A 16,849-nucleotide genomic window follows, 5' to 3' on the forward strand; every position below is an offset into this window, starting at 1 on the left:
ATGAAAAAAAAATTTCAATATAATGGTATTATTGCACCATTAAATATTTCAAATATTGATACAGATGTTATTATACCTAAACAATTTTTACAAAAAAATGATAAAAAAGGATTTGGAAAATATCTTTTTAATGATTGGAGATATTTAGATAATAATAATAAAATACCTAACCCAAGTTTTATTTTAAATAAAAAAAAATTCCAAAATTCAAAAATTTTACTAACTAAAGAAAATTTTGGTTGTGGATCTTCAAGAGAACATGCTCCATGGTCTTTATTAGATTTTGGTTTCCATACTATTATTGCATCTAGTTATGCAGATATATTTTATAGTAATGCAATTAATAATAAATTATTGTTAATAACTTTAGAAAAAGTAATAATTAATAAATTATTTTGTATTGTAAATAAATATCCTGGAATTAGTTGTAATATTAATTTAATTTCTAAAAAAATTAAAATAAATAATAAATTTTTTAACTTTAATCTTAATAAAGAAATAATCAATTTTATTGTAAATGATTTAGATCAAATAGATTTAACCATGAAACATTCTAAAAAAATTCATATGTTTGAAAAAACATATTTTAATTTTTTTTAAAAATATAAGAAATTTATAAAATGCGTATAATTTTATTAGGACCTCCTGGAGTAGGTAAAGGAACTTATGCTAGATTTATATCTGAAAAATATAATTTACCTAATATTTCTATAGGAAATATATTAAGAAATTTTATTTTAAATAATAAAAATTCTAATTTAACTTCTGAAATAAAAAAATTCATTAATCAAGGTAAAATGGTTACTGATTCAATTATAATTAAAATAATTAAAAAAAGATTACAAAATATAGATTGTAAAAAAGGATTTTTATTAGATGGCTTTCCTAGAAATATCTTACAAGCAAATATTTTAACAAAAGAAAATATAAAAATTAATATTATTATTGAATTTTATATACCAAAAAAACAAATTATAAAAAGAATTTTAGGTAGAAAAATACATGAACCTTCAGGAAGAATATATCATAAGATATTAAATCCTCCAAAAATTAAAAATAGGGATGATATAACAGGAGAAAAATTAATAACTAGAATAGACGATAATATTATTACAATTAATAATCGTTTAAAAGAATATTTAATACATACCAAACCATTAATTTATTTTTATAAAAAAAAATTATTAAAAAAAAATTTTTTTTATAAAAAAATAAATAATATGTCATCTATTTTAAGTGTACAAAAAAAAATAAATAATTTTTTAAATCTTATTAAAGAAAATAAATAAAAAATTTTTATTTTAAAAAAAATTTAATTTTAATTAAGTAAATTAATAATTAAATATTTATAAACATAATAATTTGTTTATTTATTTTAAATTTGTTATTATAAATAAATAATAAATATGAAAATGGGTTATGATCTAATGTTCACCGGAAGTATTGTAGCACTTATAACTCCAATGGATATTAAAGGTAATATTTGTAAAATAAGTTTAAAAAAACTTATTCAATATCATATTAATAGTGGTACAAAAGCAATTGTTGTCGTAGGAACGACAGGTGAATCAGCTACTTTAACATATAATGAACATATTAAGGTAATAATGTATGCATTAGATTATTCAGAAAATAAAATACCTATTATTGCTGGTACTGGATTTAATGCTACATCTAAAAGTATAGCGATGATATCTATTCTTGAAAATTCTGGTATTGTAGGATGTTTAAATGTTACACCGTATTATAATCGTCCAACACAAGAAGGTTTATATCAGCATTTTAAAAAAATTGCAAATAATACTAAATTACCGCAATTATTATATAATGTTCCAATCAGAACTGGATGTGATTTGTTACCAGAAACAATTTATAAATTATCCAAAATTAAAAATATAGTAGGTATAAAAGAAGCTACAGGAGATTTGTCAAGAATAAATAAGATTAAAAATCTTATTAAAAAAAAGTTTTTTTTAATTAGTGGAGATGATAAAACTTCTTTTGAATTTATGCAATTAGGTGGAGATGGAGTTATATCAGTTACTGCAAATATTGCAGCTAAAATAATGAAAAAATTTTGTGACTATATAAAAGAAAAAAAATTTGATAAAGCAAAAAAAATTAATCAAGATTTAATTAAATTACATAATCAATTATTTATTGAATCTAATCCTATACCCGTAAAATGGGTTGCAAAAAAAATAGGATTAATAAATAATGATACAATAAGATTACCAATGACTCCACTTACTAAGTATAGTAAAAAAATTATTAAAATAACATTAAAAGAATTAAATTTAATATAAATTTTCTAGATTAGTTATTATTAGTAAATATTTTTTTATATTATATAATATTGTAATTCTATTACTTTTAATTATTTTATTTTTATGATTAATTATTACTTTTTTAAAAAAATTATCTATAGGATAATAAAGTTCTGACAAAATTAATAATATATTATAATATTGATAATTTTTAATTTGAAATTTTAAAATTTTAGATAATTTTTTGATATAATTAACTAAGATAATTTCTTCTTTTATTTTTAGTAAAGAATAATTGATTTGATAATTATAATTAACATATTTTTTGTTTTTTAATAAAATTTTATTGATTCTTTTATTAATAAAAATTAATAAAATACTTTGTTTTTTTTCTACTTTAAAAAATTTATCTAAAGCTTTTATTTTATAATCTGAAATAATTAATTCATTAATTTTATAATTTAAGACAGAATAAATAATTTTTTTATTATAACCTAATGATAAATACCAGCTTTTACATCTATTTTTTATAAAATTTATTATTTTTTCTAATACTTGTTTTTTATTAGTAAAATTTTTTTTATATAAAAATAAACTTAAATAAATTAATTTATTTAAATTAATTTGTAATTTATTTTCTATAATAATACGTATAACATTTAATGTTATTATTTTTAAAGCAAAAGGATCCTTATTACCTGTTGGTAATAATGAAATATTAGCAATTCCTACTAAAGTATCTATTTTATCTGAGATAAATAAAATACAAGAAATAATATTTTTAGTTATTAAATAATTTTTTTGATATTTATATAATTCTTTAATAGCTTTTATTACATTTTTATTTTCTTGATTATATTTTGCATAATACATTCCTATAATACCTTGTAATTCAGGAAATTCATAAACCATTTGTGTTGCTAAATCACATTTTAATAATTTACTAGCTCTAACACAATATTTTATATTAACATTAAATATTTTTGCTAAATATTTAGATATTTGTTCTATACGAAGAGTTTTTTCAAATAAATTACCTAAATTTTTTTGAAAAATAATATTTTTTAATTTATTTAAATATACTTCTAATTTTATTTTTAAATCATTTTCAAAAAAAAATTTAACATCTTTAAATTTTGATTTAAGAATTTGTTCATGACTATTTATAATCATTTTATAATTATTTGTTTCAATATTTATTAATATAATAAAATTAGATAATAAATGATTATTTTTATCATATAAAGGAATATATTTTTGACATTTTTCCATAACATATACTAATATTTCGGATGGTAAAAATAAAAATTTTTTATTAAATTTTCCTAGTAATAAAATTGGCCATTCTACCATAGAAGTTAATTCTTCTAAAAAAATATTAGTTATCTTTGTATAACTATTTAAATTGGTTGTGATTTTTTTAATTTCATTAATAATGATATTTTTACGCTTAATAAAATCAACTATTACTTTACCTTGTTCAAATAATAATTTTTCATAATCTAATGCATGTTTTAAAATTATTTTTTTTTTACACATAAATCTATGTCCTAAAATTATATTATTAGATTTAATATTTAATATATTTTTTCTAATATTTTTTTTATTTAAAACAAATACTAAATTTCTAATAGGTCTAATAAATTTAAAAATATCTTTATCCCAATACATAAAATTAGGAATAGAAGAAATATTTTTTAAAGAATTTATAACCATTTTTATTAATAAATTTTTAATGTGTAATCCTTTTATTATTTTTTTATAAAAAACATAATTTTTTTTATAAAAAATATTTTTTACATCATGTATTTTTTGTTTTTTTATCCAAAATTGCACTTTATCAATTAAAAAAATATTTTTTTCATTAGAAATATAAGGACCTTTAATAATTTTAATAAAATTTTCTTGTATAACATTTAAATAAAATATTTGTATAGCAATTCTTCTTGAAGTTGCAAAACATTTTAGAATTTTATATTTAAAATTGTTTTTTTTTAATTCATTTTCAAAATTTTTTTCAATTACTTTAGATATTTTTAATAAATAAATAGAAGGTATATCTTCTATTCCTATTTCTAATAATAATGTATTTTTATTCATAATAATTATATTACCTAATTAATAATTTCTTATTTTATATAATTATAATATTTTGTTACAATTAATTTTGTCATATTATGTAATTTTAAAATATATCTTTGTCTTTCCGTATGTGATAAAAAATGTCTTGATTCTAATAAATTAAAACAATGAGATGCTTTTAAAAGTTTATCATATGCTGGTAATATTAATGGTAATTTTAATTTTAATAAATAATTTATCTCTTTTTCGTAATGATTAAAAGAATAAATAAGAAAATTTATATCTGCATATTCAAAATTATAAATAGATTGTTCTATTTCATTTTGTTTAAAAATATCACCATAAGTAGTATAAGAATTTTTATACTCGCACCAAATTAAATCAAATATATTTTTTACATTTTGTAAATGCATACTTAATCTTTCTAAACCATAAGTAATTTCTCCAGTTATAGGATTACATATTAAACCACCCATTTTTTGAAAATATGTAAATTGAGTTATTTCCATTCCATTTAACCATATTTCCCATCCAATACCATAAGCACCTAAAGTAGGATTTTCCCAATTATCATCTATAAAACGAATATCATTATTTTGTAAATCTAATTTTAATTTTTCTAAAGATTTTAAATATAATTTTTGAATATTACTAGGAGGAGGTTTTATTATTACTTGAAATTGATAATATTGTTGTAATCTATTAGAACTTTTACCATATCTTCCGTCCGCTGGTCGTCTTGATAATTGTATGTAAGCAATTTTTATAGGTTTTTTACCTATTGTATATAAACATGTCATAGGATGTGATGTTGCTGCACCGACTTCTGTATCAATAGGTTGAATTATATTACAACCTTGTTTTGACCAAAAATTTTGTAAAATAAATATCATTCCTTGAAATGTTTTTTCATTTAATTTTTTCATTTAATTTTTCATTTTTTTAAAATTAATTTAAAATTTAAATAATAATTTAATTATTATATATAATTTTTTATAAAAAAATATAAATTAAAATTTAACATATTTTTTATAGAATAAAAATTAATGTTAAAGTAATCTATTATTCTTAAAGTTTAAAAAAATGTTTATTTATAATAAATTATAAAATTTTAATAGGAATAAAATATAAATATGAGTAACATTTCTCAAAAAATATCTTTTAAAAAAAGTGAAAATGAATATAATAAATTAATAACAAAAGCAACAAATTTAGCAATATTATTATCTTTAACATTATTAATTTTAAAATTAATAGCTTGGTGGCAAACAAAATCGATAAGTATGTTAGCTGCTTGCATGGATTCTTTAGTAGATATTATGTCTTCAACAATTAATTTATTAATTATATATTATTCTTTACAACCAGCAGATTTAGAACATACATTTGGTCATGGAAAAGCAGAATCATTATCTGCATTGGCACAAAGTATATTTATTTGTATAACAGCTGTTTTTTTATTTTTAAATAGTTTAAAATATATATCTCATCCTGCAGAATTATATTATCCAATTATAGGTATATTAGTTATAATTATTTCATTTTTTTTAACTTTAATTTTAGTTATTTTTCAAAAAAAAGTAATTAAAAAAACAAACAGTCAAGCAACACATGCTGACATGATTCATTATGAATCAGATATTTTAATTAATAGTGCTATTTTATTTGCTTTAATTTTAAATTTTTTTAATATTAAACAAGCTGATTCAATAATAGCATTAATTATAAGTTTATTTATTTTTTTTAATTCTTTTAAAGTAGGATATAAAGCAATACAATCTTTATTAGATAGATCATTACCAGATAATGAAAAAAAAATAATTATAGATATAATAACTTCTTGGCCCAAGGTTATGGGTGCACATCAATTAAAAACAAGACAATCTGGTCCTACTCGTTTTATACAACTTCATTTAGTTTTAGAAGATAATTTACCTTTATTAGAATCGCATTCAATTTCAAAAAAAATAGAGAATGCTTTAAATAAAAAATTTCCTTATTCAGATATAATTATTCATCAAGATCCATATTCTATTGTATCTAAAAAATATAAAGGATTTTTTAAAAAATAATTAAAATTCATATAATAATTATATATTATTGAGGTAATATAATATGATTCAGAAAATTGGTGTTCTTACTAGCGGAGGAGATTCTCCAGGAATGAATGCTGCTATAAGAGGTGTTGTTAGAACAGCAATAGGAAATAATATCGAAGTTTTTGGTATATGTAATGGTTACTTAGGTTTATATAACAATAATATCATAAAATTAAATAGACATAGTGTTTCTGATATTATAAATAGAGGAGGAACTTTTTTAGGTTCAGCTCGTTTTCCTAAATTTAAAGATAAAAAAATACGTTCTATTGCTATAAATAATATGAAAAAACACGGTATCAATGCATTAGTTGTAATAGGAGGTGATGGAACATATATGGGAGCTAAATTATTAACAGAAATGGGATTTCCATGTATAGGAATTCCAGGTACTATTGATAATGATGTAGTAGGAACTGATTATAGTATAGGTTATTTTACAGCTTTAGAAACTATTGTACAAGCTATTGATAGATTAAGAGATACATCTACTTCACATCAAAGAATATCTATTGTAGAAATTATGGGAAGAAAATGTGGTGATTTAACTTTATCAGCAGCAATTGCTGGAGGTTGTGAATTTATTGTTTTACCAGAGATTAATTATAATAAAAATGATTTAGTAAAAGAAATAAAATTAGGTATAGCTAGAGGGAAAAAACATGCAATAGTATTGATTACAGAATTTATTTGTGATATTAATAAACTAGCTAAATATATTGAAACTAAAATTAAACGTGAAACTAGAACTACAGTTTTAGGACATATACAAAGAGGTGGTTCTCCAGTTGCATTTGATCGTATTTTAGCATCTCGTATGGGTAATTATTCTGTTGAATTATTATTTAAAGGTTATGGAGGTAGATGTGTAGGAGTACAAAATGATAAAATGGTTCACCATGATATTATTGATGCTATTTTAAATATGAAAAAAGTTTTTAAGAAAGATTTATTAGATACAGCTAAAAAATTATTTTAATATAAAATTAATAAATTATAAATAGAGATATATATGAATAATATTCACTTTTTTAATAGAATAAATACAGGAAAAAAATTTAGTAGAAAATTACGAATTAATAATAAGTTTCCAGCTATTATTTATGGTAAAAAAATGAAAGAAATACCAATTATTATTAATAATAGCGAAATAATAAATATTAATTTTAAAAATTTTTTTTCAAAAAAATTTAAATTAATAAATGAAAAGAATGAAATTTTTAAAGTAAAAATTATAGATATTCAATATCACCCTTATAAAACTACTAAAATTTATCACATAGATTTTTTATTTATTTAATAAAAAATTACAATTTTACATTATTAAATTCTTCCTTATTGAATAAAAAACTATATTTCTAATATATCTTGCATATTATATATACCTTTTTGTTTATTACTGATCCAAATAGCTGCTTGTATAGCTCCTTTAGCAAAGGATATTCTATTTGATGCTTTATGTGTTAGTTCTATTTGTTCTCCTATAAAAGAAAATAAAATATTATGTTCACCATATAAATCAGCTGCTCTAATAGAATGAAAATTAATTTTTTTTGTAACATTATTTTTTTTTAAAACATGTAATATAATATCTTTTATAGATAATGCAGTACCAGATGGTAAATCTACTTTATTTTTATGATGTTTTTCAATTATATCTATATCTAGATCTTTTTGTTTATTTTTACAAAAAATTTCAGTTATATTTTCTATTATTTTAAATAAAATATTAATTCCCTGACTAAAATTAGAAGATAAAACAACCGCTATTTTTTTTGATATTTCTTTTATTATTATTTTTTGTTCATTATTAAAACCAGTTGTTCCAATAACAATTTTTTTATTATATTTTTTACATATATTAATATTTTTTATTGTAGAATATGGATTTGTAAAATCTATTAAAACATCAAATTTATTAATAATATTCATTATATTATAATCTATTTTTATAAAATTTGATTTATATAAAATTTTATTTAATAAATTTAATTTTGTTTTTTTTTCTAAAAGACAACTTAATAAAATATTATTTTGTTCTTCATTATTTAAAATTTTTAATATACTTTGTCCCATACGTCCATTAATACCAGCTATTGCTAAACGAATCTGATTATTTTTCATAATAAAAAACCTATTATATTATTTTTATTGCGATATGTAATAATTAATCATTAAAATAAATATACCAATAAATATTAAAATATCTGCAATATTAAAAATTGGCAAATGGTAACTATAAATATGTAAATCTATAAAATCTATTACAAAACCATAATTAATCCTATTGATTATATTACCTAATAATCCACTAATTATAAAATTATAAGATAATGAATTATCTTTATATTTTATATAAAAAAAAGTTATAATTAAAACAATAATATTTATTATTAAAAAAATATTGTTAAAATAATTATTTTTTAAAAGACCTAAAATTATTCCATAATTTTGTAAATAAATAAAATTTAAATAAGATTTAACATAATAACAATTATGTAATTTTATATTATTAATAATATAATTTTTACTAAAAATATCTATTATAACTAATATAATTATATTAAATATATTTAATAAATTAATTTTTTTAAGAAAATTATCAAATAAATAAACGTTTTTCACCATTTCCTAATGTATTTAATTTACAACGATCACAAATATCATCAAAAATATTTTTAGTATAATACCAACACCGTTTACATTTTGAATATTTAGATTTTATAATTTTAAATTTTTTTATTAATTTTATACTACATTTTTCTATACATTTAAAATACCTAATTTTAGACACTAGTAATAAAAAACGTAATTCTTTCCCTAATAAAATTAATTTTTTATAAATATCATGATTTACATATACAATAATATCAGCTTCTAAAGAACTTTTTATAATTTTTTTATTTCTAGCATATTCAATAATTTTATTTATTTCATTTTTAAAAACAAAAATATCATTCCAATAATCATGATTCATTAAAGATTTTGATGATAAATAAAATAATTTAGAATACCATTCTTCTGTAAAAATATATTTTTTTCTTAATCCAGGTATATAATTCCAAATTTCATGTGCTGTAAAAGAAAGTATTGGAGATATCCATCTAACTAATGATTCAATAACCATATATAGACTTGTTTGACAACTTAATCTTTCTATACTCTTTTTTTTAAATGTATATTGTCTATCTTTAATAAGATCTAAATATATAGAACCTAAATCTATAGAACAAAATTGCATAATTTCTTGAACAACATTTTGTATGTTATAATTTTTATAAAAATAAATAATTTTTTCTTGAACCATTTTAGTTTTATGAATAATCCATTTATCTAAAATTAACATTTGTTTCTCTTTTATTATATCTTTTTCAGGTATAAAATCATATAAATTAGATAATAAAAATCTTGCTGTATTACGAATACGTCTATAGATTTCTGTAATTCTTTGTAAGATATTTTTAGAAATACTTACTTCATTATAATAATCTGTAGATGCTACCCATAATCTTAGAATATCACTACCTAAAATATTAACTATATTTTGTGGTTTAATAATATTTCCTAAAGATTTAGACATTTTTTTACCTTTATCATCTACGGTAAATCCATGACTAATAACTCCTTTATAAGGAGAAATTTTATCTATAGCTGCAGAAATAATTAAAGAAGAAATAAACCATCCTCTATATTGATCTGTTCCTTCTAAATATATATCAACTTGTTTTTTATATAATTCATTTATTTTTTTTATAATAACATTATAACTAGATCCAGAATCAAACCAAACATCTAAAATATCAGTCACTTTTTCATAAAAAATAGAATCTTTACCTAAAAATTTTTTAATATCTAAATCCCACCATTCTTGTATTCCTTTTTTTTCTACCATACATGCTATTTTTTCTATAAATTTTATAGAATTAATATGTATTTTTTGTGTTTTTTTATTAATAAATAAAGGAATTGGAATACCCCAAGTTCTTTGTCTAGATATACACCAATCAGGTCTTTTTTCTAACATATTAAACATTCTATTAAATCCCCAATCAGGAATCCATTTTACTTTTTTTATTAATTTTTTTGTTAATTCTCTAATATTATTTTGATCCATACTAATAAACCATTGTGGTGTAGAAATATAAATTATTGGTATTTTATGACGCCAGCAGTATGGATATTGATGTGTATAATTTTCTGATAAAAATAATGCATTTTTTTTTTCTAAAATTATTTTAATTATTTTTTCTGAAAAAAAGATATTTTTTCCATCTAATTTAGGATGTATATTTTTTATAAAAAATCCTTTTTTATCAATAATATTTTTATCTAAACATTTTATATTTTGTTTATTACATATATTATAATCTTCTAATCCATGATTAGGAGCCATATGTACAATACCTGTTCCAGATTTTTCTGAAACATTATTACTATTAATTATATACGAAATATTATTATTAATAGGATTTTTAGCTTTAATATTATTTTTAATAAAATTTTTACCTTTTATTTCTCCTATAATTTTCCAATTTTTAATTTTAGCTTTTAACATAATGATGTTAACTAGATTTTTTGCTATTATAATAATATTTTCATCAATTTTAATAAATTGATAATAAATTTTAGGATTTAAAGCAAGAGCTTTATTAGCTGGTATAGTCCAAGGTGTAGTTGTCCATATTAAAAATGAAATATTAAAATTTTTTATTTCTTTATTTAAAATTTTATCCAAAAATTCTGTATTAATAATTTTAAATTTAATATAAAAAGTTAGTGATGTTTTACTAATATAATCAACTTCAGCTTCAGCTAAGGAAGAAAGACATTTTGTACACCAATATACAGGTTTTTCTCCTTTATATATATGTTCATTTTTTATCATTTGTCCTAAAGTACGAATAATATTTGCTTCAGTTTTAAAATCCATAGTTAAATATGGATTTTCCCAATCAGCAATTATTCCTAATCTAATAAAATCTTTTTTTTGTTGAATAATTTGTTTTAAAGCATAATTCCTACATTCAATTCGAAATTGTTTTTTAGAAATTTTTTTATTTTTTAATATTTCTTCTACTTTTTGTTCTATAGGTAATCCATGACAATCCCATCCAGGTATAAATATAGTATAATATCCATCCATGTTTTTAGATTTAATAATAATATCTTTTAAAATTTTATTAAAAGCATGTCCAATATGAATATTTCCATTAGCATATGGAGGACCATCATGCAAAATAAATTTTTTTTTATTTTTTTTACTATTTAATATTAATTTATATAAATTATCTTTTTCCCATTGTTTTAATATAATTAACTCATTTATTACCAAATTAGCTTTCATTGGAAATTTTGTTTTTGGTAAATTTAAATCAAATTGATTTTTCATTCTAATCATCTTTAAATATTTTATATTTTAAAAATTATGTATAAATATTATTATTTATTTTAATGAATAAATAATATAAATTTTATTTAATAAAAAAATTAATAAATACAAAATTAATTTTATTTATATAAAGATATTATATATAATACTATATTATGTAAATATATAATTTTTATAAAATATTAATAAATAAATTAGAAATTTAAAGGTTTTTTATATGGCAAATACAAAATCATCTAAAAAAAGAATTTTAAAATCTGAAAAAAAAAGAAAATATAATATGAATTATCGTTCTATGTTACGTACTTTTATTAAAAAAGTTAATAATGCTATATCTAATAAAAATATAAAATTATCTCAAAAAATATTTAAAATAACACAATCTATTTTAGATAGACAAGTACAAAAAGGATTAATCCACAAAAATAAAGCATCTCGTTATAAATCTAAATTATATAATAAAATTATGAATATTACTTAATTGTTATTAATTTTTATATATTAAAATAATGAAAAGTAAATTAATTAATAAATCGATAATTGTAACTAAAAGAGCTTTAAAAAAAATAAAAAAATTATATTGTAATAATAAAAATGTTAATTTTAGAATATTTATTATAGGTGGAGGATGTAGTGGATTTAAATATGATTTTATGTTAGATAAAAAAATAAAAAAAAATGATATTATTACAAATACATTAGGAGTAAATATTGTAATAGATAAAATAAGTATTCAATATTTATATGGAAGTGTAATTGATTATATTGAAAATATTGAAGAATCTAAATTTATTATTAAGAATTTACGTATGAAAAATACATGTAGTTGTGGTTCTTCATTTGATATTTAATATAAAAATATAGATATTTATAAAAAAGGATAAAAATTTATGTCTAATACAAAATTAGTATTATTGCGTCATGGACAAAGTGAATGGAATAAAAAAAATTTATTTACTGGTTGGCGTGATGTTAAATTATCAAAAGAGGGAAAAATTGAAGCAATACAAGCAGGAAAAATGTTAAATAACTTTAATTTTAAATTTGATTATGCTTATACTTCTGTATTAAAAAGAGCAATATATACTTTATGGTTTGTTTTAAAAGAATTAAACCAATTATGGATTCCTGTAAAAAAAACATGGAGATTAAATGAAAGACATTATGGATCTTTACAAGGAATGAATAAAAAACAAATTTTAAAAAAATTTGGAAAAGAACAAGTTCAAAAATGGCGTCGTAGTTTTACTACTAAACCACCATTATTATCAATAGATGATCCTAAATGGGAAAGATTTGATTCTAAATATGTAAAATTAGATGATTATCAATTACCTTTATCAGAAAGTTTATCTACAACTTTAAAAAGAGTAATTTATATATGGGAAAATGACATATCACCTAAAATTATAAATGGAGAACGTATTCTTATTGTTGCACATGGAAACTCATTAAGAGCTTTAATTAAATATATAGAAAATATTAATGATCAAGATATTGTAAATTTAAATATACCTACTGGTAGTCCTATTATTTTCGAATTTAATAATAAATTAAAATTTCAAAAAAAATATTATTTAAATGATATATAAATTATGTTTTATTTTTTAATTTAGTTTGTATAACTGTTGCTGCTATTGTGTAGATTATGTCTTCTACTGAAGAACCTCTTGATAAATCATTAATTGGCTGGTTAATACCTTGTAATATAGGTCCTATAGAAACAATATCAGATGTTTTTTGTACAGCTTTATAAGTAGTATTTCCAGTATTAAGATCTGGGAAAATAATAATATTAGCATTACCAGCAACTAAAGAATATGGTGCTTTATGTTTGCCAATTTTTTCTATTACAGCAGCATCATATTGTAATGGACCATCTATCATTAATGTAGGAAATTTATTTTTTACTAGCTTAGTTGCTCTACGTACTTTTTCTACTTCTATACCTTTACTAGAATTACCTGTAGCATATGAAATCATTGCTATTTTAGGAGAATTTATATTAAATATTTTACTAGTTTCCCAAGATTGTATTGCAATTTCTGCTAATTGTTTATAATTAGGATTAGGATTAATAGCACAATCACCATATATTAATATATTTTTAGATAATAACATTATAAATATTGATGAAATTATAGAAAATCTTGGTAAATTTTTAATAATTTGTAATGCAGGTTTAATAGTATTAGCAGTTGTAGTATTAGCTCCAGAAACTATACCATCAACTTCTTTTTGTTTTAACATCATAGCAGATAAAACCATATTATCTTTTAATAATTGTATTGCTTTCACCTCATTTAGTAATTTATGTTTTCTTATATACATTAGTTTTTCTATATAATTATCCCTAATAAGATCAGGATCAATAATATCAATATTAGTTAAATTTAGATTATATATTTTAGCTATTTTATAAATTTTATTTTTTTTACCTAAAAGAACACAATTAGCAATATTTTTTTGAGAACATATTGAAGCAGCTTGAAGAATACGTATTTCATCACCTTCTGGTAATAAAATAGTTTTTTTTAATTTACTTGCTTGCTCTATTAAATTATATTTAAAAATATATGGAGAAATATAAAATTTATAATTTTTATATTTTTTTAAAAAAAAATTTTCTGGAATATATGGTGAGATATATTTAATAATATTAAATATTAGTTTATGATCATATACAGGAAAAGAATATTTGTAAATATTTTGTAATTTTGAATATACATCATAGATATTATTTTTTATATATAAAATAGTTATTTTTTTAATTTTAGCAAATTTTATAATTTTTAAAAAAAAATAATTAGTATTATTAGCTGATATAGTATCAGTAAATAATATACTATTACAAACAATATTTTTAGATATTATACTATATATTTTTTTTATACTTTCTATATCATTTATAGAAATGATAACTAAAGATTTAGTAAAAAAATTTTTTTTTATAAAAAAAAATTTATTAAAAAATAAGATATATTTAATTCTATTATATACAATATTAATTGTATTACATTTTAAATAATTACAAATATATTTTAAATTAATTCCAAATATAAAATTTTTTAACCATGGAATACATACTGTATTGTCATTTAATGATATTAATGTATTATGAATAATTTTTTTATTTTTTAATTTATTTTCCTTAAATATATTTAAATTATAAAAAAAAGGATTATGATTTTGTTTATCATATACTTCTTTAATAAAAAAAGAAATTTTTTTTATATTGTAATTAAATAAATTATTTTTAAATAAAATATTAATTTTAGATTTAATTTCTTCTAAAGTCTCATATTTTACAAATATAGATGTAATAAATATTATTTCTATATTAAAAATATTTGCTATATCACAATTTAATTTAAATAATAATTGTTCTATATATATAGAATGCATACCTTCTATAAAAAAAATATCTGTATTATTTATATTTTGAAAATATTTTTTAATTATATCATTGATAATACTATTATATTTAATAGTATTATTTAATAAATTTATATCATTTATTTTTAAAGAATTTATTAGTTTAATATTAGGATAATATTTTTTTAAAATAGAATTAGTATGGTTAAAATTATATTTTTCTATTTGAGAGATTGGTTTAAAAAATGTACATTTTAAGTTTTTATTTTGTATATTATTTAATAACCCTAAGTTTATACTAGTAAAAAAATGTTCATCTATATTTAGGGGTATAGACATAATTACTTTTTTTAGCATAATTATTTACCTTTTTTTATTTTATAAATTTTATTAAATTAATCTTGTTAGTTATTAATAATTTTAAATGTATCTTGTGCAATCATAAGTTCTTCCTTTGTAGGTATAACTAGTATTGGAATACTATTAATAGTATTAATTAAACCAGATTTTCCATGTATCATTTTATTATTTAATTTTTTATCAAGAAAAATATTTAAAATTTTTAATTTTTCTATTGTTTTTTCTCTTATTAAAATACTATTTTCTCCTATTCCTCCTGTAAAAATAATTGCATTAATTTTTTTTTTTATTAGAATACTATAAGAAGCTATATATTTAGATAAATAATGTATAAATATTTTAATAGCTTTTTTTATTTCTGGATTTTTTGAATAATTTTCTTCAAGATATCTAAAATCACTAGTTATATTTGTTAAACCTAACATACCTGATTTTTCAGTTAAAATTTTATAAATTTTATCTATCTTAATAGATAATTGTTTATTCATATAAAAAATAATTGCAGGATCAATATTACCACATCTTGTCCCCATTACTAAACCTTCTAAAGGAGTTAAACCCATAGAAGTATCAATACTTTTACCATTATTTATAACAGTTACAGAAGACCCATTACCTAAATGACATGAAATACAATTAAATATCTTAAAAGGTATATTTAACATTTTAGCAGCTATCATAGATACATATTTATGACTTGTACCGTGAGCCCCATAACGACGTATTTTATATTTTTTATAAAATTTTATGGGTAAAGCATATAAAAATGATGTTTCAGGTATTGTTTGATGAAAAGCTGTGTCAAATACAGCAACTTGCTTATTTTTTAATTTAGGTAAAAGTTTTATTATTTCTTTAATACCTATTAACTGAATAGGATTATGTAAAGGAGCAAAAATTGATGCTTTTTCTATCGCTTTAATAACTTTTTGATTAATTATTACGGAATGTGTAAATTTTTCTCCTCCATGAACTATACGATGACCCACTGCTATTATATTATTAAATAATAATGTATTTTTTTTTAAAACTTTTTCTACTAAATAATTCAATACTATTTTATGATTAGTTTTTTCATTAAATTTTACTTTTTTTTTAATATTTTTAGTATTCCATGTAATATAAGAATCTTTATTTTGAAAATATTCAGCTAAACCATAAAATAATACTTCTTTTTTTAAAGGGTTTATAATTGAGAATTTTAAAGAAGAACTACCACAATTAATAACAAATACTAATTTTTTTAACATATATTTTCCTAAAAAAGTATTATATAA

At 18.6% G+C, this 16,849-nt stretch carries 16 protein-coding genes; 9 read left to right on the forward strand and 7 right to left on the reverse strand.

Features of this window, described 5'->3' with window-relative positions:
- The 3 genes from leuD (at position 1) to dapA (ending at position 2,306) form a co-directional block, all read left to right on the forward strand.
- Positions 1-600: a 3-isopropylmalate dehydratase small subunit gene (leuD, locus tag GJT90_RS00255; protein ID WP_168919912.1), complete on the forward strand. Its 600-nt coding sequence runs from the start codon at positions 1-3 to the stop codon at positions 598-600.
- A gap of 20 nt (positions 601-620) precedes the next feature.
- A complete protein-coding gene (locus GJT90_RS00260) occupies positions 621-1,289 on the forward strand; it encodes an adenylate kinase family protein (protein WP_168919913.1) in 669 nt (222 codons plus the stop codon).
- 138 nt (positions 1,290-1,427) lie between these two features.
- On the forward strand, positions 1,428-2,306 hold the full coding sequence (gene dapA / locus GJT90_RS00265) for a 4-hydroxy-tetrahydrodipicolinate synthase (RefSeq protein ID WP_168920247.1): 879 nt from the start codon (positions 1,428-1,430) through the stop codon (positions 2,304-2,306).
- Here the strand turns inward: dapA and glyS are convergent.
- Positions 2,298-4,367, reverse strand: coding sequence for a glycine--tRNA ligase subunit beta (gene glyS / locus GJT90_RS00270; RefSeq protein WP_168919914.1), 2,070 nt, complete (start codon positions 4,365-4,367; stop codon positions 2,298-2,300). The genes dapA and glyS overlap by 9 nt on opposite strands.
- A 29-nt stretch (positions 4,368-4,396) precedes the next feature.
- Positions 4,397-5,275, reverse strand: coding sequence for a glycine--tRNA ligase subunit alpha (glyQ, locus tag GJT90_RS00275; RefSeq protein ID WP_168919915.1), 879 nt, complete (start codon positions 5,273-5,275; stop codon positions 4,397-4,399).
- 207 nt (positions 5,276-5,482) lie between these two features.
- Between glyQ and GJT90_RS00280 the strand changes: the two genes are divergently transcribed.
- The 3 genes from GJT90_RS00280 to rplY are packed head-to-tail and all read left to right on the forward strand — an operon-like array spanning position 5,483 to position 7,748.
- Complete coding sequence (locus tag GJT90_RS00280) at positions 5,483-6,421, forward strand: cation diffusion facilitator family transporter (protein WP_168919916.1); 939 nt, start codon at positions 5,483-5,485, stop codon at positions 6,419-6,421.
- Positions 6,422-6,464: 43 nt separating this feature from the next.
- On the forward strand, positions 6,465-7,427 hold the full coding sequence (gene pfkA, locus GJT90_RS00285) for a 6-phosphofructokinase (protein WP_168919917.1): 963 nt from the start codon (positions 6,465-6,467) through the stop codon (positions 7,425-7,427).
- Positions 7,428-7,460: 33 nt separating this feature from the next.
- Positions 7,461-7,748: a 50S ribosomal protein L25 gene (rplY, locus tag GJT90_RS00290; RefSeq protein ID WP_168919918.1), complete on the forward strand. Its 288-nt coding sequence runs from the start codon at positions 7,461-7,463 to the stop codon at positions 7,746-7,748.
- A gap of 50 nt (positions 7,749-7,798) precedes the next feature.
- On the opposite strand, the gene dapB is transcribed toward rplY, so the two are convergent.
- Genes dapB through ileS form a run of 3 tightly spaced genes read right to left on the reverse strand, consistent with a single transcriptional unit; the run spans position 7,799 to position 11,846 of the window.
- A complete protein-coding gene (gene dapB, locus GJT90_RS00295; protein ID WP_168919919.1) occupies positions 7,799-8,572 on the reverse strand; it encodes a 4-hydroxy-tetrahydrodipicolinate reductase in 774 nt (257 codons plus the stop codon).
- 24 nt (positions 8,573-8,596) lie between these two features.
- Complete coding sequence (gene lspA, locus GJT90_RS00300) at positions 8,597-9,076, reverse strand: signal peptidase II (RefSeq protein WP_168919920.1); 480 nt, start codon at positions 9,074-9,076, stop codon at positions 8,597-8,599.
- Positions 9,051-11,846, reverse strand: a complete 2,796-nt coding sequence (gene ileS, locus GJT90_RS00305) for an isoleucine--tRNA ligase (protein WP_168919921.1) — start codon at positions 11,844-11,846, stop codon at positions 9,051-9,053. Before ileS ends, lspA begins: the two co-directional genes overlap by 26 nt.
- Positions 11,847-12,054: 208 nt before the next feature.
- Here ileS and rpsT point away from each other — a divergent pair, with 208 nt between their 5' ends.
- Genes rpsT through gpmA form a run of 3 tightly spaced genes read left to right on the forward strand, consistent with a single transcriptional unit; the run spans position 12,055 to position 13,429 of the window.
- Positions 12,055-12,318: a 30S ribosomal protein S20 gene (rpsT, locus tag GJT90_RS00310; RefSeq protein WP_168919922.1), complete on the forward strand. Its 264-nt coding sequence runs from the start codon at positions 12,055-12,057 to the stop codon at positions 12,316-12,318.
- Positions 12,319-12,346: 28 nt separating this feature from the next.
- Entirely contained in the window at positions 12,347-12,688 is a 342-nt protein-coding gene (gene erpA / locus GJT90_RS00315; protein ID WP_168919923.1) for an iron-sulfur cluster insertion protein ErpA, read from the forward strand.
- A 39-nt stretch (positions 12,689-12,727) separates the two neighbouring features.
- Entirely contained in the window at positions 12,728-13,429 is a 702-nt protein-coding gene (gpmA, locus tag GJT90_RS00320; protein ID WP_168919924.1) for a 2,3-diphosphoglycerate-dependent phosphoglycerate mutase, read from the forward strand.
- Between the two features lies 1 nt (position 13,430).
- Here the strand turns inward: gpmA and pta are convergent, their stop codons facing one another.
- The gene (gene pta, locus GJT90_RS00325; RefSeq protein ID WP_168919925.1) at positions 13,431-15,551 is read right to left on the reverse strand and encodes a phosphate acetyltransferase; all 2,121 of its coding nucleotides are present in this window, start codon (positions 15,549-15,551) and stop codon (positions 13,431-13,433) included.
- Between the two features lie 65 nt (positions 15,552-15,616).
- Complete coding sequence (locus GJT90_RS00330; RefSeq protein WP_168919926.1) at positions 15,617-16,822, reverse strand: acetate kinase; 1,206 nt, start codon at positions 16,820-16,822, stop codon at positions 15,617-15,619.
- Positions 16,823-16,849: the final 27 nt, after the last annotated feature.

It is taken from the genome of Enterobacteriaceae endosymbiont of Donacia dentata (genome assembly GCF_012570745.1).
GTDB lineage: Bacteria > Pseudomonadota > Gammaproteobacteria > Enterobacterales > Enterobacteriaceae.

Bases quoted from the DNA above. Each gene is read 5' to 3' on its own strand.
- leuD (WP_168919912.1), top strand. From the start codon at position 1: ATGAAAAAAAAATTTCAATATAATGGTATTATTGCACCATTAAATATT.
- GJT90_RS00260 (WP_168919913.1), top strand. From the start codon at position 621: ATGCGTATAATTTTATTAGGACCTCCTGGAGTAGGTAAAGGAACTTAT.
- dapA (WP_168920247.1), top strand. From the start codon at position 1,428: ATGTTCACCGGAAGTATTGTAGCACTTATAACTCCAATGGATATTAAA.
- glyS (WP_168919914.1), bottom strand. From the start codon at position 4,367: ATGAATAAAAATACATTATTATTAGAAATAGGAATAGAAGATATACCT.
- glyQ (WP_168919915.1), bottom strand. From the start codon at position 5,275: ATGAAAAAATTAAATGAAAAAACATTTCAAGGAATGATATTTATTTTA.
- GJT90_RS00280 (WP_168919916.1), top strand. From the start codon at position 5,483: ATGAGTAACATTTCTCAAAAAATATCTTTTAAAAAAAGTGAAAATGAA.
- pfkA (WP_168919917.1), top strand. From the start codon at position 6,465: ATGATTCAGAAAATTGGTGTTCTTACTAGCGGAGGAGATTCTCCAGGA.
- rplY (WP_168919918.1), top strand. From the start codon at position 7,461: ATGAATAATATTCACTTTTTTAATAGAATAAATACAGGAAAAAAATTT.
- dapB (WP_168919919.1), bottom strand. From the start codon at position 8,572: ATGAAAAATAATCAGATTCGTTTAGCAATAGCTGGTATTAATGGACGT.
- lspA (WP_168919920.1), bottom strand. From the start codon at position 9,076: ATGGTGAAAAACGTTTATTTATTTGATAATTTTCTTAAAAAAATTAAT.
- ileS (WP_168919921.1), bottom strand. From the start codon at position 11,846: ATGATTAGAATGAAAAATCAATTTGATTTAAATTTACCAAAAACAAAA.
- rpsT (WP_168919922.1), top strand. From the start codon at position 12,055: ATGGCAAATACAAAATCATCTAAAAAAAGAATTTTAAAATCTGAAAAA.
- erpA (WP_168919923.1), top strand. From the start codon at position 12,347: ATGAAAAGTAAATTAATTAATAAATCGATAATTGTAACTAAAAGAGCT.
- gpmA (WP_168919924.1), top strand. From the start codon at position 12,728: ATGTCTAATACAAAATTAGTATTATTGCGTCATGGACAAAGTGAATGG.
- pta (WP_168919925.1), bottom strand. From the start codon at position 15,551: ATGTCTATACCCCTAAATATAGATGAACATTTTTTTACTAGTATAAAC.
- GJT90_RS00330 (WP_168919926.1), bottom strand. From the start codon at position 16,822: ATGTTAAAAAAATTAGTATTTGTTATTAATTGTGGTAGTTCTTCTTTA.